The following is an 18,586-nucleotide window of genomic DNA, read 5'->3' on the forward strand; positions in this document are numbered from 1 at the left end:
ATGGATGTGTTGAAGGAGCGTATCAAGGAAGATATGAAAGCCGCGATGAAAAGCGGCGACAAGGCTCGGCTCGGTGTTATTCGTATGATCTTGGCTGCGATCAAGCAAGTCGAGGTTGATGAACGAATCGAGTTGAGCGATGATCGAGTTATTTCTGTTCTCGACAAAATGCTTAAGCAGCGCCGCGAGTCGATCAAGCAGTTCCGCGATGCCGAGCGCCACGATCTGGCCGATATCGAAGAGGCCGAGATTGTGGTGATTCAGGATTTTCTGCCGCAGCAACTCACCGATGCCGAGATCGATGGCATGGTCGCCGAGGCGATTGCCGAGGTCGGTGCTGCTTCGCTGAAAGACATGGGTGCTGTTATGGCTTTGCTGAAGCCGAAAATGCAAGGCAAAGCCGACATGGCTGTCGTAAGTGCTCGAATCAAGGCTCATTTTATAGCCTAATGTTCTGTCGGTAGTATGTCCGGCAGGATACCCCGCCAGTTTATCGATGATCTGTTGGTGCGGGTCGATATCGTTGATTTAATCGACTCGCGCGTTCCTCTTAAAAAATCAGGCGCCAATTATGTTGCGCGCTGCCCGTTTCATACCGAGAAAACTCCCAGTTTTTCCGTAAACCGCACGCGGCAGATTTATCATTGCTTCGGTTGTGGCGCCAGCGGCAATGCTATCGGTTTTTTGATGGAATTCAATCATTTGGGCTTTGTCGAGGCGGTCGAGGATTTGGCGGCTTTTGCCGGTGTAGAAGTGCCTAGAGAGGCGGGCGATGGTTTCAATGCTCCTGCTGTAGATAAGCAAAGTTTGGTACGGCTTTACCGGGTATTGTCGGATGTCGCCGGATTTTATGCTGAGCAGTTGCGGTCGAGTCCGGAGGGTAGGCGAGCCCAGGAATATCTGCATAAGAGAGGTGTCGGCGGCGACGTCGCCAAAAGTTTTCAGTTGGGCTATGCGCCGGGCCGGTGGGATGTGCTTTTAGGGCGATTCAATCGCGAAGATCTAATTGAGGCCGGGTTATTGGTTGCCAAGGATGACGGCAAAGTATATGACCGGTTTCGCGGGCGATTGATGTTTCCGATCCGCGACAAGCGCCAGCGTGTCGTGGGCTTCGGTGGCAGGGTGTTGGATGATTCTCTGCCTAAGTATCTGAATTCCCCGGAAACCCCGGTTTTTTTCAAAGGTAAGGAGTTATACGGGCTATGCGAGCTGTTGCAGCGCAATGCCAAGCCGGCGCGGGTCTTGGTGGTCGAGGGCTATATGGATGTGATTGCCCTGGCGCAGTTTGGTATCGATTATGCGGTAGCTGCGCTCGGAACGGCGACATCTAAAGCGCAGATCGATTTGCTGTTCAGATTTACTTCCGAGTTGGTGTTTTGTTTCGACGGGGATAATGCCGGACGCCAAGCTGCCTGGAAGGCGGTCGATGCGTCGTTGCCTTGTTTGCGTGATGGCAGGCAGATCAGAATCATGTTGTTGCCGCAAGGGCAGGATCCCGATTCTTTGCTGCGGTCGGAGGGAGTTGAAAGTTTTTTGGAACGAATCGGCTCCGCCGAGGTCTTATCCGATTACTTTTTTGCAAATATTGGGGCAAGGGTCGATATTGCCACTGTCGAGGGTCGGGCGCAAATGTTGGCCGTTGCCAAGCCGGCATTGGATAAAGTCCCGGCTGGTTTTTTTCGGGAAATGATGTTCGCGCGCTTGCAGGCTTTAGTCGCGTTGCCGGGAGCGGTGGATGTTGTCGAAAAGCGGTCTAGAATTAAGGGCGGCCACAAAGAATTGGTAGCCGGCAAGGCTCCGCGGCATCTATCGCTTTCTCGCAAAGTTATCGCTTTGTTGGTGCAGCATCCCGGGCTTGCCGATTTGGTCGAGCGGCAGGGCGTCGAGCTTGAAGAGCTGGATTTTGCCGGTGTCGAAATGCTTAAGGATGTATTGCGGGTCGTTGCTCTTGAAAAGCCGGAAAACAGCGCCATTTTGTTGGAAGCCTACCGGGGTTCCTCTCAGGAAAAGACGGTTAAGGCATTGGCGGCGTTGGAGTTGGATGTGCCTGCCGGCGGTGAGGAAGCTGAGTTTGGCGGGGCGTTGCGGCAGCTTTGCCGGCAAGCCAAAGAGCGCATGTTGAATCGGTTGATTGATAAGGAAGGCCGGGAAGGGTTGGAGTCCGAGGAAAAAGAGCTGCTACGGAAATTGTTGAGGGATAAGCTTTAGCATTTGAATGTGATGTTTCTAAAAAGGCAAAAGCGTTGCTTGCGTCCGCTTGGCGGTGATGGTGCTGGCAGTGGCTTTTAGGTGACCGAGTCGGGATTTATCGTTATAATTTCCTGTTCTGCGGCGCTTGGTGCTGAAAACGTATTGTGAGTAAAGAATGAATCAAGAACAACAGCAATCCCAATTAAAACAACTGATAGCGAAAGGCAAGGCGCAGGGTTATTTGACTTATGCCGAGGTCAACGACCATTTGCCCAGCGATATCATCGATCCCGAACAAATCGACGATATTATCGGGATGATCAATGATATGGGCATTCAGGTTTATGAGGTTGCGCCCGATGACGACGATTCGCTGATTACTTCCGATGCGGTGGTTACCGCGGACGACGACGAAGAGGTTGCGGAAGTTGCGGCGTTGGCTTCGGTCGACAGCGAGTTTGGGCGGACGACCGATCCGGTGCGGCTCTACATGCGCGAAATGGGCTCGGTAGAGTTGTTGACCCGCGAAGAGGAATTGAAAATTGCCAAGCGTATCGAAGAAGGGCAGCGGCAGGTTGTCGGAGCGATTGCTCGATCCGGTTTTATTGTCGAATCGTTTATCGAGGCTTTCGATTCGGTGAAAGACGACGACTCCGGCGTGCGGCTCAACGATTTGGTGATGGGGTTTGCCGATTTTACTGAGGTCGAAGACGTCGATGTTAGCGGCATCGAAATCGAAGAGCCCGCCGAAGAAGCTGAGGAAGAGTCCAAGACGGTCGATTACGAAGAAGTCAAACAAAAAGTGGATGCCCTCCGTAAGGCGTTAAAAGCGGCGTTCGCTTCCGTTAAAAAGCACGGTTACGGGCACGATAAAACCGAAAAGGCTTTTGACGCTTTGGATGGGATATTTTGCGAATTCAAGTGGACTCCGCAGTATCTGAAAAAGATGGTATCCACTTCCGAGGAGTTGATGGCGGCGATTCGCGATGAAGAGCGTGTGATTCTGGATGTTTTCGTCAAGAAAGCTAAGGTTCCGCGTAAAGACTTTATTAACGCATTTGCCGAAAACGAGGCTAATTTCGACTGGCTTGGCCAGTTTGTCGCCAACCACCCCAGTTATGCCGATGCGCTGGCCGAGAATGCCGAAACAATCAAGGCGGCACAGCAAAGATTGGCGGATATCGAGGCGCGCCATGGTTTAAGCATTGCCGTGCTGAAAGGTATTTGCCGGAATATTTCGCTGGGTGAAGCGAAAGCGAGGCGGGCGAAAAAAGAAATGATCGAAGCTAACTTGCGTCTGGTTATTTCGATCGCCAAAAAATACACCAACCGTGGCTTGCAATTTCTGGATCTGATTCAGGAGGGCAATATCGGTTTGATGAAGGCAGTCGACAAATTCGAATACCGTCGCGGCTATAAGTTTTCGACCTATGCCACTTGGTGGATTCGCCAAGCTATCACGCGCTCGATTGCCGATCAGGCACGTACCATTCGGATTCCGGTGCATATGATCGAAACCATCAACAAGCTGAATCGCGTGTCCAGACAAATTTTGCAAGAGCTGGGGCGCGAGGCGACTCCGGAAGAGCTTGCCGAGCGGATGGAGATGCCGGAAGACAAGATTCGTAAAGTGTTGAAAATTGCTAAGGAACCGATTTCGATGGAAACCCCGATCGGCGATGACGAAGATTCGCATCTTGGCGATTTCATTGAGGATTCGAAGATGCTATCGCCTATCGAATCTGCTACAATTGCCGGTCTGCGCGAGTCTACCCAAAACGTGTTGGCGGGATTGACGGCACGGGAAGCTAAGGTTCTGCGGATGCGCTTCGGCATCAACATGAACACCGACCACACGTTGGAAGAGGTCGGCAAGCAGTTTGACGTTACCCGAGAACGTATCCGCCAGATCGAGGCCAAAGCGCTGCGTAAGTTACGGCATCCGTCGCGCTCCGAGCAATTGAGATGTTTTCTCGACGGTGAGTAAAGCGTAGATAGCATCTCAGATGCACCGGCAATTTCGGGCCCTTAGCTCAGTTGGTCAGAGCTTCCGACTCATAATCGGCAGGTCGTAGGTTCAAGTCCTACAGGGCCCACCATAGATACCAGGCCGTTTCGCGGCCTTTTTTTATACGCGCAAGTTTTCTTTTGACGAGGGTGTTAACCGTGAATAAAAACTACCTTTTTACCTCAGAATCCGTATCGGAAGGCCATCCGGATAAAGTAGCGGACCAGATTTCCGACGCCGTGGTCGACGCTCTGTTAGCCCAAGATCCTCGTTCGCGGGTAGCTTGTGAAACTCTGGTTAAAACCGGCATGGTGGTGTTGGCCGGCGAAATCACGACCAATGCTTGGGTCGATACCGAAGAATTGGTCAGAAAAGTAGTGTGCGAAATCGGCTACGATTCCGGCGACATCGGTTTCGACGGCAACAGTTGCGCGGTATTGAACGCAATCGGCAAACAATCCGCCGACATCGCGATGGGTGTGGATGAATCCGCAAACCACGAACAGGGTGCAGGCGACCAAGGATTAATGTTTGGTTATGCCAGCAACGAAACTGACGTATTGATGCCTGCTCCGATCACTTATGCTCACCGCCTGGTCGAGCGCCAAGCGCAAATTCGCAAAAACAAAACCCTGCCTTGGTTGCGTCCCGATGCGAAAAGCCAGGTGACTTTCCGTTACGAAAACAACAAACCGGTAGCTATCGATGCTGTGGTTTTGTCGACTCAGCACTCGCCGGAAATCGGTGGCAAACTGCTGGAAGAAGCGGTAATGGATGAAATCATCCTGCCGACTCTGCCGAAAGAATGGTTGCATAAAGACACTAAGTATTTCATCAATCCAACCGGCCAATTCATCATCGGCGGTCCCGTCGGCGACTGCGGTTTGACCGGCCGTAAAATTATCGTCGATACCTACGGCGGTATGGCTCGTCACGGTGGCGGCGCGTTCTCCGGTAAAGATCCTTCCAAAGTCGACCGTTCGGCGGCCTATATGGGGCGCTACGTGGCGAAAAACATCGTGGCCGCGGGTCTGGCCGAGCGTTGCGAGATTCAGGTTTCTTACGCTATCGGCGTTGCCGAGCCAACCTCGATCAGCATCGAAACTTTTGGTACCGGCAAAATCGAAGAAGAACGCTTGGTCAAAATTGTCCGCGAACACTTTGACCTGCGTCCGAAAGGTTTGATCGCGCAACTCGGCTTGTTGAAACCGATTTACCGTCCGACTGCGGCATACGGTCATTTCGGCCGCAACGAAGCGACTTTCAGTTGGGAAAAAACCGACAAAGCCGAGGCTCTGAAAGACGCTGCCGGTATTTAATTAGGATCAGGAAACTCAAATGACTCAAACCGATTACAAAGTAGCCGATATGGCCTTGGCCGAGTGGGGCCGCAAGGAAATTAAAATCGCCGAAACCGAAATGCCGGGTTTGATGGCGCTGCGTGCCGAATACGGCGCGCAACAGCCGTTGAAAGGCGCCCGGATTGCCGGCTGCTTGCATATGACGATTCAAACCGCCGTGTTGATCGAGACCTTGACCGCGTTGGGTGCCGAAGTGCGTTGGTCATCTTGCAACATCTTCTCGACCCAGGATCATGCAGCCGCGGCAATTGCGGCGGCAGGCATCCCGGTTTTCGCTTGGAAAGGCGAAACCGAAGCGGAAGCCGAATGGTGCATCGAACAAACCATTCTGGGACCTAACGGCTGGCGGCCGAACATGATTCTGGACGACGGCGGCGACCTGACCAACATGATGCACGACAAGTTTCCGGAAATGATGGCCGATGTCAAAGGTTTGTCGGAAGAAACCACCACCGGCGTTCTGCGCCTGACCGAACGCGTCGCCAAAGGTACGCTGAAAGTGCCGGCATTCAACGTCAACGACTCGGTGACCAAATCGAAATTCGATAACCTGTACGGTTGCCGCGAATCCTTGGTCGACGGTATCAAACGCGCGACAGACGTGATGGTGGCCGGCAAAATTGCTATCGTCTGCGGTTACGGCGACGTAGGCAAAGGTTGCGCACAATCGCTGCGTGGTTTGGGCGCTACTGTCTGGGTTACCGAAATCGATCCGATCTGCGCCTTGCAGGCGGCGATGGAAGGCTATCGCGTGGTAACGATGGACGAAGCGGCGGCGCAAGGCAATATTTTCGTTACCGCCACCGGCAATGTTCACGTTATTACCCACGAGCACATGAAAGCCATGCGCGACCAAGCCATCGTCTGCAATATCGGCCACTTCGATTCCGAAATCGACATTGCCTCGTTGCGCCACTACACCTGGGAAAACATTAAGCCGCAAGTAGACCACGTGATTTTCCCGGACGGCAAACGCATCATCGTCCTGGCGGAAGGCCGTTTGGTGAATCTGGGTTGCGCAACAGGCCATCCTAGCTTCGTGATGTCCAACTCGTTCTGCAACCAAGTCTTGGCACAAATCGAGTTGTGGAACAATGCCTCGGCTTACGAAAACAAAGTCTACATTTTGCCGAAAAAACTCGACGAAAAAGTAGCGCGTTCGCATTTGGCGCAGATCGGCGTAAAATTGACCCAGTTGTCCGCTGAGCAAGCAGCCTACATCAACGTGCCGGTCGAAGGTCCGTACAAGCCGGAACATTACCGTTACTAATCGGTAGCGAATCCGCTATAAAGGGGCGCAAGCCCCTTTTTTGTGCATGCCATGAATAATCGAACGATAGTAGAACGCGACCTTGCCGTGCTTTGGCACCCGTGTAGCCAGATGAAGGATCACGAGCGAAATATGCCGATGATTCCGATCGAATCCGGCCAAGGGGTATGGCTGGAAGATTTCGAAGGCAAGCGTTATCTGGACGCGATCAGTTCCTGGTGGGTCAATTTGTTCGGCCACAGTAACCCCACCATTAACGAGGCGCTCAAGGCGCAGCTCGATACTCTGGAGCACGTCATCCTGGGCGGCTTTACCCATCAAGCGGCACTGGAGCTAGCGGAAAAACTGGTCGAGATTACCCCGCCAGGCCTGGATAAGTGCTTTTATGCCGACAACGGTTCGTCGGCGATCGAAATCGCTCTGAAAATGAGCTTCCACTATTGGCGCAATCTTGGCCAAACCGGTAAAACCAAATTCATCACGCTGGAAAACAGTTACCACGGCGAAACGCTGGGCGCCTTGGCGGTCGGCAATGTAGCTCTTTACAAAGAGACTTACGGCCCTCTATTGATGGAAGTGATCACGGTGCCCGGCCCGGACTGTTACTACCGTGAGCCCGGCGAAAGTTGGGAGGCATACTCGATTCGCCGATTCGCCGATATGGATCGGGCGCTCGCGGAACACGCGGATCAAGCTTGTGCAGTCATCGTCGAGCCGCTGGTACAGTGTGCCGGCAATATGCGCATGTACCATCCCGTATATTTGAAATTGTTACGGGAGGCTTGCGATAAATACGGTGTGCATTTGATTGCCGACGAAGTCGCGGTTGGATTCGGGCGTACCGGCACCCTGTTCGCTTGCGAACAGGCCGACATCAGCCCGGATTTCATGTGTCTTTCCAAGGGCTTGACCGGCGGCTACTTGCCGTTGTCTGCGGTCTTGACCGGCAACCGGATTTACCAGGCGTTTTACGACGATTATCAAAACTTGACCGGATTCCTGCATTCCCATAGTTACACCGGTAATGCACTTGGTTGCCGAGCGGCGCTGGCGACCATCGGGATATTCCAAACTGAGGATGTTTTGCAGAGAAACCTTAGATTGGCGGCGGCAATGGCAAAGGCATTGGAGCGCTTTCGCGATCACCCGAATGTGGGCGAAATCAGGCAAACCGGTATGATTGCCGCCATAGAGTTGGTGAAGGACAAGCAGACCCGGGAAGCCTATCCCTGGCAACAGCGGCGTGGATTGCGGGTTTACCGCCATGCATTGGCGCATGGCGTATTGTTGCGGCCGCTCGGGAACGTGATTTATTTCATGCCGCCTTATGTGATAACCGAACAGGAGATAGCGTTGATGGTGGAAACGGCCTGGCAAGGCATTCAATTGGCGGTGCAAGACTGATGCGGGTGTCGCGTCTGTACGTCGATGTGGCGCTGAACGTTGGCCAACAGGTTGAGTTGAACGACGCCGCCGGACATTACCTGCGCACGGTTTTGCGTCTGAAGCGGGATCAGGACATCATTCTGTTCAACGGCCGGTCCGGCGAATACCGTTGCCGGCTCGACGAAGTCAGCCGCAAGCGGGTAAGCGTAGCCGTCGAGCAATTTATAGACCGCAGTGTCGAATCGCCGTTGGCTGTTCATCTGGGGTTGGGTATTTCGCGCGGCGACCGGATGGATTGGGCCGTGCAAAAAGCGGTCGAGTTGGGTGTCGCCAGCTTGACGCCGTTGATCAGCGAGCGCTGTGTGATCAAATTCGACGACGATAAAAAACAGCAACGCCAACAGCATTGGCAAGGCATCATTCAGCATGCCGCCGAACAATCCGGGCGTACCCGCTTGCCGAGTCTAAATCCTCCGTGCGAGCAGGCGGAATGGGTCGACGGCCAGAGCGGCCTGAAATTGTTTTTGGACCCCTATGCCGACCAGGTGTTATCCGGCCTGAATCCGGAGGGCGAGGGTGTGACTTTATTGTCAGGGCCGGAAGGCGGATTCAGCGACCAGGAACGCCAATACGCCAAGGCCGCCGGGTTTGTTCCGGTCAGAATGGGCGGCAGAATCTTGCGCAGCGAGACCGCGGTGCTGGCGGCGTTGGCTGCCGTGCAAACCTTGTGGGGCGATTTTCGCTGATGCGCGGGCTGGCTACCGCTCTGGCGCCCTTGTTGCTGCTGGTGATGCTGGCCGTGCTTGCCAGCTTGCTGGGCTACGCCGTGCTGAAGCTGGTCGGAGACGTTCTGCCCTTAGCCAAGATTGTCAGCAAAATTACGCTGGTATTATTGTTGCTCTGCGTATTTCCGTTCAAAAAATATCTGGATTTGAGTTGGGCGGATTTGGGATTCGCGCCGTGGCCCCAATTTATCGGACAAGCCGGCCGAGGCTTTGCTTTGAGTTTGGCCACTTTGCTGCCGGTCTTGCTGATGCTGTACCTGTTGCAAGTACATGTCTGGGACGATAGCCGGGTTTGGACTTGGCAAATGTTCGCCGGTAAAGCCTTGCTGGCTTTGTTATTGGCGATGCTGATTGCCGTGGGCGAAGAGTTGTTGTTTCGCGGTTTGCTATTGAGCGGCCTGCGCCGGCAAATGCCGTTGTATGCGGCTATGTCGGTCAGTTCGCTGTACTATGCGGCGCTGCATTTCTTGAAAAGTTCGACGCCAGTCGCTTACGCCGATCTCACTCCACTGAGCGGTTTGCCGTTACTTTCGGAAGCCTTCGCCAATTGGCTTAATCCGGCAATCGGCAGCGCTTTTGCCGCTTTATTCGCGGTAGGACTGTTTCTCGCCGTGCTGAGAAGCCGTAAGGTGCAGGGATTGGGGTGGTCGATTGGCTGCCATGCCGGCTGGGTCTGGCAGATCAAACTCAGTCGGGATTTGTGCAACGTCAATTTGCAAGCCGATTCGGTGTATCTGGTCAATACCTATTACGACGGTGTGATTGGGCCGTTGGTGGCCGCGTGGCTGATGTCGGTATTGGTTGGGTACGGTGTGTACGCCCGCTACCTCGGGTCTCGCTAAGCCAAGCGGTGCCGAGGCGGTGGATTGAAAAAACCATTGCAACAGCTCGAACTGTTTTGCAATATTCCGTTAATTTTTTGTTTTTACTGCGTAACAAGAGGACATGAGCATGCGCAATAACAACTGTCTGTTGGTTTCCCTTATCCTGCCTGTTTCGGCGTTACTGGTTGGCGGATGTGCCAGCGAGCCGGCGCCGAAGGCGTCCGCCGAAAAAATATTGTCGGGCGAACAAATGCTGCGCGACAGCCAGGGTATCGCCCAATTGGGCAGCCGTTGGCAGGAAGGTAAACAGATGGTAGAGCGTGGACAGGCTATGCAACGCGAGGGTCAGATCAAAATCGACGAAGGGCGCAATTTGATCGAAGAAGGCCAAAAAATCATGCGCGAAAGTGAAGAAGGCTACAAAAATTTGAAACAGTAAATTCGCTTACCGAACCGGTTCGAGCGGGTGTCGCTCGCGCCGGTTTTTTTATGCCGTTTCCAACGCGGCAAGCGGCCGGTGCCGGCAACACATCCGCATCAAGCCGGTGAGCAGGAGCCGGATTTTGGTCTGCGGGCGATTCTTAAGACAGTTTTCGGTTTCGACCGTTTTGCCGCGCGGATTTCATCCGCTTCCAAGGCAATGTTGCTGCACAACACACATAGCCCGGCATCCGGCAAAAACTGCAGTTCATCGGGCGGGATATCGTCACCGCAACGCGAGCAAAAGGTTAGCGGCTTTGAAATCGGTTTCATAATCTCCCTCCTGGTCGTCGTTCTGGATGAGGATAAACGCAATCTAAGCTACCTTTTGTCGATACTTCGTCACTTTTAAGCATGCGCCGTTTCGTCATTGTGCAAAAGTCGAAAGTTCCGGCCGTAAACCGCTCTAAAGTTCGAATGCCGTTGTGACCGCCGCATTTCCCGTTTTTGCGAAAAAAACGCCGCCTATTTTCGCATTAAATATTCACTCGAATTTGAAATGAGCGCTATTATTCATTGAAAACATTCGAAGAATATAAGCCGGTAGTTATGCCGGCTGAGCTCGGAGCCATCGGCGTTGAATCAGACAACAAAAAAGCAAAAATGAATCGACTTTTCTTGCGCATATTAATGCTAACGGCTGCAGCAATGCTACTGAATGCTTGCGGCGGCGGTTCGCCTGTCAAACGCGACAGAGTCGCTAGCGTCAGGCCCAACTATATTCCCCAGCGGCCTGCCTACCAGCCGCAGTCTCCGGCTTATCGGCCCACCAGTTATTCGGGGATTTTCCCGAAGCCGGGGCCGCTGGAGCCGGCCGTGGAATTCTGGCGTAAAACCTACGCGGTCTGGCAGCGCTCCGAAGTCGCCTTCCACGACGACCGCTATTTGGATGTGATCTACGAAGTGATGACGCTGCCGGGCTATGTTGCCGAAGGACTGACGGCCGAGCAAAAAGATTTGGTCAGCCGGCGGCGCGATTATTGGAAGGCGCAATTGGCCGGCTTGGAAAGCAAATTGCGCTACGGCGCTGCGTTGAGTCCGGCCGATAAGCAATTGATCGCTAAATTGGAGGCTAGCGGGCGTTCGTTGGCAAACGTTTTGCCCGGCGCCGATAGCCGCGTGCGTTCGCAGCGGGGGACGCGCGAACGCTTCAAACGCGGTCTGGAAATCAGCGGACGTTACGACCTACAGTTCAGAAAAATTTTCCGCGATGCCGGGTTACCGGAAGACTTGGCCTATCTGCCCCACGTCGAGTCCTCGTTTCAGCCCGCCGCCCGATCTTCCGCAGGTGCGGTCGGCATGTGGCAGTTCACCAAAGCGGCCGCTAAAACTTTCATGCCCGGTGGCGGCGTAGTCGATCAACGCTTCGATCCGTTCGTTTCGGCTACCGGCGCGGCGCGATATCTGAGTTACGCCTACGGTAAATTAGGCGACTGGCCGGCAGCGGTCACCTCTTACAATCACGGGATCGGCGGTATGAAACGCGCCCAGAACCAAGTCGGCAAAGATTTCGCCCAGATCGTGGAGACTTACGACGGACCGGCATTCGGTTTCGCGTCGCGCAACTATTACGCGCAATTTCTGGCGGCGCGCGAGATAGCGTCCAATCCGGAGCCTTATTTTCCGGAGGGAGTGCGTTACGAGGCGCCGCTGGCTCCCGGACAATATTTAGCCGAAGAATAGGTCGGCGTCGGCCGGTTCAACCGGCGCAGTCCGGCTGAGTCGTCGGCTGAGGCCAATGTATGTCGGGCCAATTCCGGGGTGCTAAGGCCTTCGAACCTGTCGCGTGCCGGCCGTGTCGGTTGGCTCGCATCAACGCTAACGCCTCGCCCCGTCATCATTTCCGTATTTCCGTAACGGCGTATTGCCAGTTACCTGGTAAACCGAGCGGCGTTTCGATTGTCGGAGCGGTATTGCGTCGGCGGCGCGTTACTTATAGTCGAGCTCGTTTATGAATTACCAATCTGCGACCGGAACGGTTATCGACGGCAACAAAAACCGGCCAACATTACCAGGACCGGCGCCAATCCGTTTTGTAGCATCAGGTCGCTTAAAATCCGGATTCGGTTTTAACCGTCCCGTTCAGCGGTTCGGGCGGCGCCTGGGGCTGGTTACTCTGCTGTTTTGTTTTGTATTTGGCGCCGTAGCGGAGCAGCCGCAACGTAGCGCGCCAGGTTACGGCGCGCTGCCTTTCCAGCCGCCGAGTCCCGGCAGCTACGCATTACCGGCCGTTGGCCAGGCGGCGGACGGCGAGGTGTTGGATACGGCTAATCGGCCGCTGCGCTTGCACGACCTGATGGGCGATAAGCTGGTGTTACTCAGCTTTATTTATGCGGCCTGCAGCGATGTTAACGGTTGTCCGTTGGCGACGCAGGTATTGCATAAAATCAGCCGCCAATTGCAAAAACAACCCGAGCTGGCGGATAAACTGCGCCTGCTGACCCTCAGCTTCAATCCGGCCCAAGATACACCGGAAATGATGCGCCATTACGGCGAAGGTTTTAAAACCCCCGGCTTCGATTGGCAGTTTTTGACCACTCGCGACGAACGGGCGCTGCAGCCTATCCTCGACGGCTATCAGCAAAACGTGCAGAAGATCTACGATGAGCGCGGGCAGTTTACCGGAACGTTCTCGCATCTACTGCGGGTCTATCTGATCGATAAACAAAAAAACGTCCGCAATATCTACAACGTCGATTTTTTGCACGCCGATACCGTCCTCAACGACGTCAAAACCTTGCTGGCCGGAACCGAGGCGCAATCCGCGTTGGCGCAAGTCGATGCCGGCCGCTTGTACCAAGCCGGCGACAATAAACAGGATTATCGCGCAGCGGATTACCGGACCCAGTCGTTGGCCCTGGCGCAACGGCGCGGCAAGCCCGCCAATTTGCTGGAATTTGCCCGCAAGCCGCCGTTGGGTCTGCCTGTACTACCGGTTCCAAAAGACAATCCGCTGACGCCGGCGAAAATTGCGTTGGGCCGCAAACTGTTTTACGACCGGCGTTTGTCGTTGAACAATACCTTTTCCTGCGCGATTTGCCACATCCCGGAGCAAGGCTTCGCCAACAACGAAATGGCGACCGCCGTGGGCGTGGAGGGGCGTAGCGTGCGGCGCAATGCGCCATCGCTGTACAACGTCGGCTATGCCCAGCTGCTGTTTCACGACGGCCGAGAAAACAGCTTGGAGCAACAAGCCTGGGGGCCGTTATTGGCGCACAACGAAATGGCCAACCCGTCTATCGGCCGCGTGGTGGACAAATTGAAAACCACTGCCGATTATCGCGGCTTGTTCGAAAAAGCGTTCAACAACAAAGGACCGGGCATGGAAACGATAGGCCAGGCCTTGGCAAGTTACCAGCGGACGCTGAATTCCGCGGATTCGGCGTTCGACCGCTGGTACTTTGCGAAACAAGCCGATGCGCTCGCCGATTCGGCCAAGCGCGGATTCGAATTATTTGCCGGCAAGGCGGCGTGCAGCGTTTGCCACACGATAGGCCGAAGCTCGGCATTGTTCACCGACCAAAAGCGGCATAACACCGGCGTCGGTTACGCGGAAGCCATGCAAACCGTGGACGGCAAACGCCGGGTACAGGTCGCGCCGGGCGTATTTCTGGACGTCGACAGCGAGAATCTCCATGGGCTGGATACTGTAAAGGCCAACGACTTGGGTTACTACGAAACCAGCCAGAATCCGTTGGACCGGTGGCGCTATAAAACTCCGTCGTTGCGCAATGTGGCATTGACTGCACCGTACATGCATAACGGTAGTTTTGCGACCTTGGACGACGTGGTAGGGTTTTATAACCGAGGCGGAACGCCAAACGAGAATCTGTCGCCGCTAATTAAACCGTTGGGTCTGTCTGAGGCGGAACAAGCCGATCTGGTCGAGTTTTTAAAAGCGCTGACCGGTGCCAATGTCGGAGCCCTGGTTGCCGACGGTTTTGCCGCGCCGGTTGGGGAAGCGGGCGGCGAGCCCTGACGCGCTCAACTGCGCTACTGCTCGGCTTCGGGTCTTTTTTGTCATAAAAGGGTAATATAGCGCTGCTAAATTCTGCATATCCTCGGAATCATTAGACTAAAGATGACTATGTCGAATTTGAACGTTCTGGTTGTGGAAGATGAAGATGCCATCAGGGAAATGTTGGTGATGGTGTTGGAGCAAGCTTCTTTTAAAGTGTTGGCGGTGGCCAGTGCCGAGCAGGCGCGGGAAAGCTTGGCCGATAATATGGTGGATTTGATTGTGCTGGATTGGATGTTGCCCGGAATCAGCGGGGCGGAATTGGCCAGACGCTTGAAAAGCGAACCTGGCTACAAGGATTTGCCGATTATTCTGCTCACTGCCCGCGGCGAAGAGGAGGATAAAATCCGCGGTCTGGAGATCGGCGCCGACGACTATATTACCAAACCGTTCTCGCCCCGAGAGCTGATTGCCCGGATCAAGGCGGTGATGCGGCGTAGCGGAAAACTCTCCGAGTCCGGCCAGTTGAGCATCGGCGATTTGACGCTGGATGCCGAGCAGCACAAGCTGACGATAGACGGCCGCAGCCTCGAAGTCAGTCCGACCGAATTCAGATTGATGCAGTTTTTTATGACCAATCCCGACAAAGTCTACAGCCGCACCCATTTGCTGGATCAAGTTTGGGGGCGTAGCGTCTACATCGAAGAACGTACTGTGGACGTGCATATCCGCCGCTTACGCAAGATTCTGGCCGAGTACGGCCGCGAAGAACTGATACAAACGGTACGCGGTTTCGGTTACCGGTTTTCCTTGGTGAATTAATCCTGCATGCAGCGCTGGCGGCGAGAAAGAAACATTGCGATAGCGTTGGTGGTGCCGGCTTTGATAGCCAGCATCTTCGTCGGCCATGTGAGCGAAATGCTACTGCTCGCAGTGACCTATCTGCACATCAGCCAAACCCTCAACATCAATAAACTGGAGCGCTGGCTGAGCCAGGGCGGCCAGGGGGAAAAGCCCGATTTCAAAGGAATCTGGAGCGATATTTACTATCACTTCTACAAGATCAGGAAGAGCCAGAAGCGACGGAAGAAGAAGCTGGGCAAAATGCTGGACAGCTTTCGCAAATCCACCGGCGCCTTACCCGATGCCGTCGTGGTGTTGGGCAGTTACGGCGAAATCGAATGGAGCAACAAGGTCGCTCACGATTTTCTGGGGCTGAAAAAATCCGATAACGGCCAGCGTATTCCGAATCTGGTGCGCCATCCCTTGTTTATCCAGTATTTGAAGGAACAGGATTACCGCCATAAAATTTGTATTCCGTCGCCGGTCAACGAAAACATGTTCTTACAGATCGGTATCGTGCCCTACGGCTCCGGTTTACGCTTGCTGATGGCCCAGGACATCACCCACCAAAAAAACATCGAACGCATGCGCACCGATTTTGTCGCCAACGTCTCGCACGAACTGCGTACGCCGCTGACGGTATTGCGCGGTTATCTGGAAACGCTGCAGGAGATGGACGGCGCGCCGGGCGTTTACAGCCGCTCTTTCCAAAATATGGCGGCCCAGACCGAACGCATGCAGACTTTGATCGACGATTTGCTGCTATTGGCGCGTTTGGAAAGCAAGCAGAAAAAATCGGAGTCGGTGGCGGTCGCTGCGTTATTGCACGAGGTTTGCCAGGAAAGCGATTTGTTGGAAAAGGACGAGCGGCGTGTGGATTTGCAAATCGCCAGCAATGCCAACTTGCTCGGCGACGCCTCCGAGTTGCGTAGCGCGTTCAGCAATTTGCTGGTCAACGCTCTGAAATACTCTCCCCCAACATCGCCGGTAAAAGTCAGTTGGCGAGATGCTGCCGATGGCGGCGTTTATCTGGAAGTCGAAGACTTCGGCCCGGGCATCCCTGCCGCCGACATTCCCCGGATCACCGAACGCTTTTATCGGGTCGATGTAAAACGCAACCAAAAAATCGTCGGGACCGGTTTGGGGTTGGCTATCGTCAAGCACGTGCTGGTACGCCACGATGCCAAACTGGATATCGACAGCCAGTTGGGGCGCGGTAGCCGCTTCCGTTGCGTGTTTCCGAAGCAGCGGGTTTGTTGACTTGAATCCGGTTCGGCAGGGCGCCGATTCCGGCTACATCGCATCCCGTACACCGGCAAACGCGTAACCGGAGGCCCGGCATTTTTTCAGGGCTTGCGCGGCGGCTTGTTGCAGACGGCCGGCTTCGCCGGCGTCGTCGGGGCAGACGGCGATACCGATGCGGCAATGCAATTGCAAATCCAGCGGTTGCTCGTCGAAGGCGAACGGCTCGCCCAGTTTTTGGCTGATTGTGCCGGCAATACGCTCGATATGATCGATCTTTTCCAGATCGGTTAGCAGCAGGGCAAATTCCACGCCGTCCATTCGCGCCACCACATCGGTTTCCCTGACGCTACGCAAGATGCGTTGCGCCGCTTCCCGCAATACGTGGTCACCAGCGGTGTAGCCCAAGCGCTCGTTCACGTCCTTGAATTTGTCGATATCGACCAGGAGCAATGCCAGAAACAGGCCGCTGCGGTGAGCTTTTTTGATTTCCTGGTCCAGGCGGTCGCAAAACATTGTAAGCGAGCAGCCCTACCATATCGTCAGGCTGTTGCCGCTATGATTTAATCCGTGTGACTGAACGGTAGCAATTCGTCGATGCGGCTGTTGGGCCAAGTAGGAAGTTTTTCCAAGGTGTCTTTCAGCCAGGCGGCAGGATCGAGTCCGTTGAGTTTGGCGGTGCCGAGCAAAGTTTGGATGAAGGCCGCGCGTTGACCGGCGCGTTCCGATCCGGCAAAGAGCCAATTCTTCTTACCCAAGGCAATCGGTCGAATGCAGTTTTCGACCGGGTTGTTGTCGATCGGTAGATCACCGGTTTCAGCGTAGCGTGCCAGCGCCGTCCAGCGTTTCAAGCTGTAGTCGATGGCTTTGGTCGTGGCGGTATTCGGTGCGGTGCGCAAGCGGGTTTGCTGTAGCCAGTCATGTAGCTCGGCCAGGAGCGGCAGGCTGTTTTCGACGCGTCGCTGTTTTCGCTCGGAGATACTTAATTCACGTGCTGCGGCTTCGATCGCATACAGCTTGGCGATGCGATTCAACGCTTCTTGCGCGATAGGGCTTTGACTGGCCTGGAATAGTTCGAAGAATTTGCGCCGCGCATGCGCCAGGCAGGCCAGTTCGATGCACGGTTCAAGCCGACGTTGAGTTTCAGGATGTGCGCGGGTCGTGGCAAACAAGGCTTTATAGCCCGCGTAGTCATCCACCAACAAATGGCCGTGCCAGTCACCTAGAAACTGCTGCGCATGCCGGCCACTTCGACCGGCTTGGTAGTCGAAGAGGATGATTTTGGGGCCCGGTTGCAGATCATTGCTGCGATAGGCCCACAGATAGGCTTTCTTGGTTTTGCCATTGCCGGGATCGAGTTGCGGCACGGGGGTTTCGTCGGCGTGCAAACTGGCGCGTTGACGAAGATGCCACGCCAAGCGGTCGGCCAAGGGCGCTAGCGCAACACCGAGGCGTCCAACCCAATCCGCTAAGGTGGAGCGGGACAGGCTCACGCCGTCGCGGGCCGCAATTTGTTCCAGCCGGTACAACGGCAGATGATCGAGGTATTTACCGATCATCACCCACGTCAGCAAACCGGTCGCCGCCATGCCGCCATCGATCACCGCCGGTGGAATCGGCGCCGCCGTGATGGTTTCACAGGCGCGGCAGGCGTATTGCGGGCGAATGTGCCGATGCACAAAAAATTTAGCCGGTTCGACATCCAGTTGCTCGCTGATATCTTCACCGATTTTGACCAGGTCTTTACCGCAGGTTCCGCAGGCGCAGGATTCCGGCTCATGGCGGTGTTCAATGCGTGGCAGATGATCGGGTAAGGGTTGACGACCGGCGCGCGGGCGTTTGGGGCGAGCCACCGTGTCACAGGGCGATTCATCCCGCAGTTGCTCGACTTCTTCATCAATGGCCGAAATGTCGGTATTCCAGGTTTCCTCGAATACGTCCCGCTGCAGCGGGGCCAGACTTTCGTTCTTGCGACTGAAGCGGATGCGTTTGTAATACGCCAACTCATGCGTCAGCGCACCGATTTTGAGGTCTTTGTCTTGGAGCGCTTTGGCATCCTGAGCGGTCTGATCCATCAACGCCTGAAGCAGCGCCGCCACCTCGGTTTTGGCAGCCGGTTCCAGATTCAATTGCTCGAGTTTTGCCAGTGGATTCATGGAGTTATTATACCGCAATCTCCCGCTGAAAGCCTTGATAGGACTGGTTTTTGGCGGTGATTAGCACCCCGTTTAGCACCGCA

16 protein-coding genes and 1 tRNA gene are annotated in these 18,586 nt (G+C 54.8%); 15 read left to right on the forward strand and 2 right to left on the reverse strand.

Going from position 1 to position 18,586, the window contains the following annotated elements:
- The 15 genes from VXJ35_RS02915 (at position 1) to phoR (ending at position 16,365) form a co-directional block, all read left to right on the forward strand.
- Positions 1–450, forward strand: a complete 450-nt coding sequence (locus tag VXJ35_RS02915) for a GatB/YqeY domain-containing protein (protein WP_064020423.1) — start codon at positions 1–3, stop codon at positions 448–450.
- A 15-nt stretch (positions 451–465) separates the two neighbouring features.
- Positions 466–2,208, forward strand: coding sequence for a DNA primase (dnaG, locus tag VXJ35_RS02920; protein ID WP_064020424.1), 1,743 nt, complete (start codon positions 466–468; stop codon positions 2,206–2,208).
- A 157-nt stretch (positions 2,209–2,365) separates the two neighbouring features.
- A complete protein-coding gene (rpoD, locus tag VXJ35_RS02925) occupies positions 2,366–4,177 on the forward strand; it encodes an RNA polymerase sigma factor RpoD (RefSeq protein WP_064020425.1) in 1,812 nt (603 codons plus the stop codon).
- 35 nt (positions 4,178–4,212) lie between these two features.
- Positions 4,213–4,289 (forward strand) — tRNA-Ile (locus VXJ35_RS02930).
- A 67-nt stretch (positions 4,290–4,356) separates the two neighbouring features.
- Positions 4,357–5,517, forward strand: a complete 1,161-nt coding sequence (gene metK, locus VXJ35_RS02935) for a methionine adenosyltransferase (RefSeq protein ID WP_054760103.1) — start codon at positions 4,357–4,359, stop codon at positions 5,515–5,517.
- A 19-nt stretch (positions 5,518–5,536) separates the two neighbouring features.
- Positions 5,537–6,829, forward strand: a complete 1,293-nt coding sequence (ahcY, locus tag VXJ35_RS02940) for an adenosylhomocysteinase (RefSeq protein WP_064020426.1) — start codon at positions 5,537–5,539, stop codon at positions 6,827–6,829.
- Positions 6,830–6,880: 51 nt separating this feature from the next.
- On the forward strand, positions 6,881–8,233 hold the full coding sequence (locus VXJ35_RS02945; RefSeq protein ID WP_064020427.1) for an adenosylmethionine--8-amino-7-oxononanoate transaminase: 1,353 nt from the start codon (positions 6,881–6,883) through the stop codon (positions 8,231–8,233).
- Positions 8,233–8,961, forward strand: a complete 729-nt coding sequence (locus tag VXJ35_RS02950) for a 16S rRNA (uracil(1498)-N(3))-methyltransferase (protein WP_064020428.1) — start codon at positions 8,233–8,235, stop codon at positions 8,959–8,961. The genes VXJ35_RS02945 and VXJ35_RS02950 overlap by 1 nt, the downstream gene beginning before the upstream one ends.
- On the forward strand, positions 8,961–9,842 hold the full coding sequence (locus VXJ35_RS02955; protein WP_064020429.1) for a CPBP family intramembrane glutamic endopeptidase: 882 nt from the start codon (positions 8,961–8,963) through the stop codon (positions 9,840–9,842). Before VXJ35_RS02950 ends, VXJ35_RS02955 begins: the two co-directional genes overlap by 1 nt.
- Before the next feature lie 109 nt (positions 9,843–9,951).
- A complete protein-coding gene (locus VXJ35_RS02960) occupies positions 9,952–10,263 on the forward strand; it encodes a hypothetical protein (RefSeq protein ID WP_054760101.1) in 312 nt (103 codons plus the stop codon).
- A 27-nt stretch (positions 10,264–10,290) separates the two neighbouring features.
- A complete protein-coding gene (locus VXJ35_RS02965) occupies positions 10,291–10,656 on the forward strand; it encodes a hypothetical protein (RefSeq protein ID WP_064020430.1) in 366 nt (121 codons plus the stop codon).
- 296 nt (positions 10,657–10,952) lie between these two features.
- Positions 10,953–11,987, forward strand: coding sequence for a lytic transglycosylase domain-containing protein (locus VXJ35_RS02970; protein ID WP_231879397.1), 1,035 nt, complete (start codon positions 10,953–10,955; stop codon positions 11,985–11,987).
- A 424-nt stretch (positions 11,988–12,411) separates the two neighbouring features.
- A complete protein-coding gene (locus tag VXJ35_RS02975; RefSeq protein WP_064023342.1) occupies positions 12,412–14,283 on the forward strand; it encodes a cytochrome c peroxidase in 1,872 nt (623 codons plus the stop codon).
- A 108-nt stretch (positions 14,284–14,391) separates the two neighbouring features.
- The gene (gene phoB, locus VXJ35_RS02980) at positions 14,392–15,084 is read left to right on the forward strand and encodes a phosphate regulon transcriptional regulator PhoB (RefSeq protein ID WP_064020431.1); all 693 of its coding nucleotides are present in this window, start codon (positions 14,392–14,394) and stop codon (positions 15,082–15,084) included.
- A gap of 6 nt (positions 15,085–15,090) precedes the next feature.
- Positions 15,091–16,365, forward strand: coding sequence for a phosphate regulon sensor histidine kinase PhoR (phoR, locus tag VXJ35_RS02985; protein ID WP_064020432.1), 1,275 nt, complete (start codon positions 15,091–15,093; stop codon positions 16,363–16,365).
- A 33-nt stretch (positions 16,366–16,398) separates the two neighbouring features.
- Here the strand turns inward: phoR and VXJ35_RS02990 are convergent, their stop codons facing one another.
- Both VXJ35_RS02990 and tnpC read right to left on the reverse strand, forming a co-directional pair.
- Positions 16,399–16,863: a diguanylate cyclase domain-containing protein gene (locus tag VXJ35_RS02990; protein ID WP_064020433.1), complete on the reverse strand. Its 465-nt coding sequence runs from the start codon at positions 16,861–16,863 to the stop codon at positions 16,399–16,401.
- Between the two features lie 47 nt (positions 16,864–16,910).
- Positions 16,911–18,503 carry an IS66 family transposase gene (gene tnpC / locus VXJ35_RS02995; protein WP_064020434.1) on the reverse strand — a complete coding sequence of 531 codons (1,593 nt, stop codon included), beginning with the start codon at positions 18,501–18,503 and terminating at the stop codon, positions 16,911–16,913.
- Positions 18,504–18,586 lie beyond the last annotated feature (83 nt).

This window comes from Methylomonas sp. DH-1, from assembly GCF_046097555.1.
In the GTDB taxonomy this organism is placed as follows: Bacteria; Pseudomonadota; Gammaproteobacteria; order Methylococcales; family Methylomonadaceae; genus Methylomonas; species Methylomonas koyamae.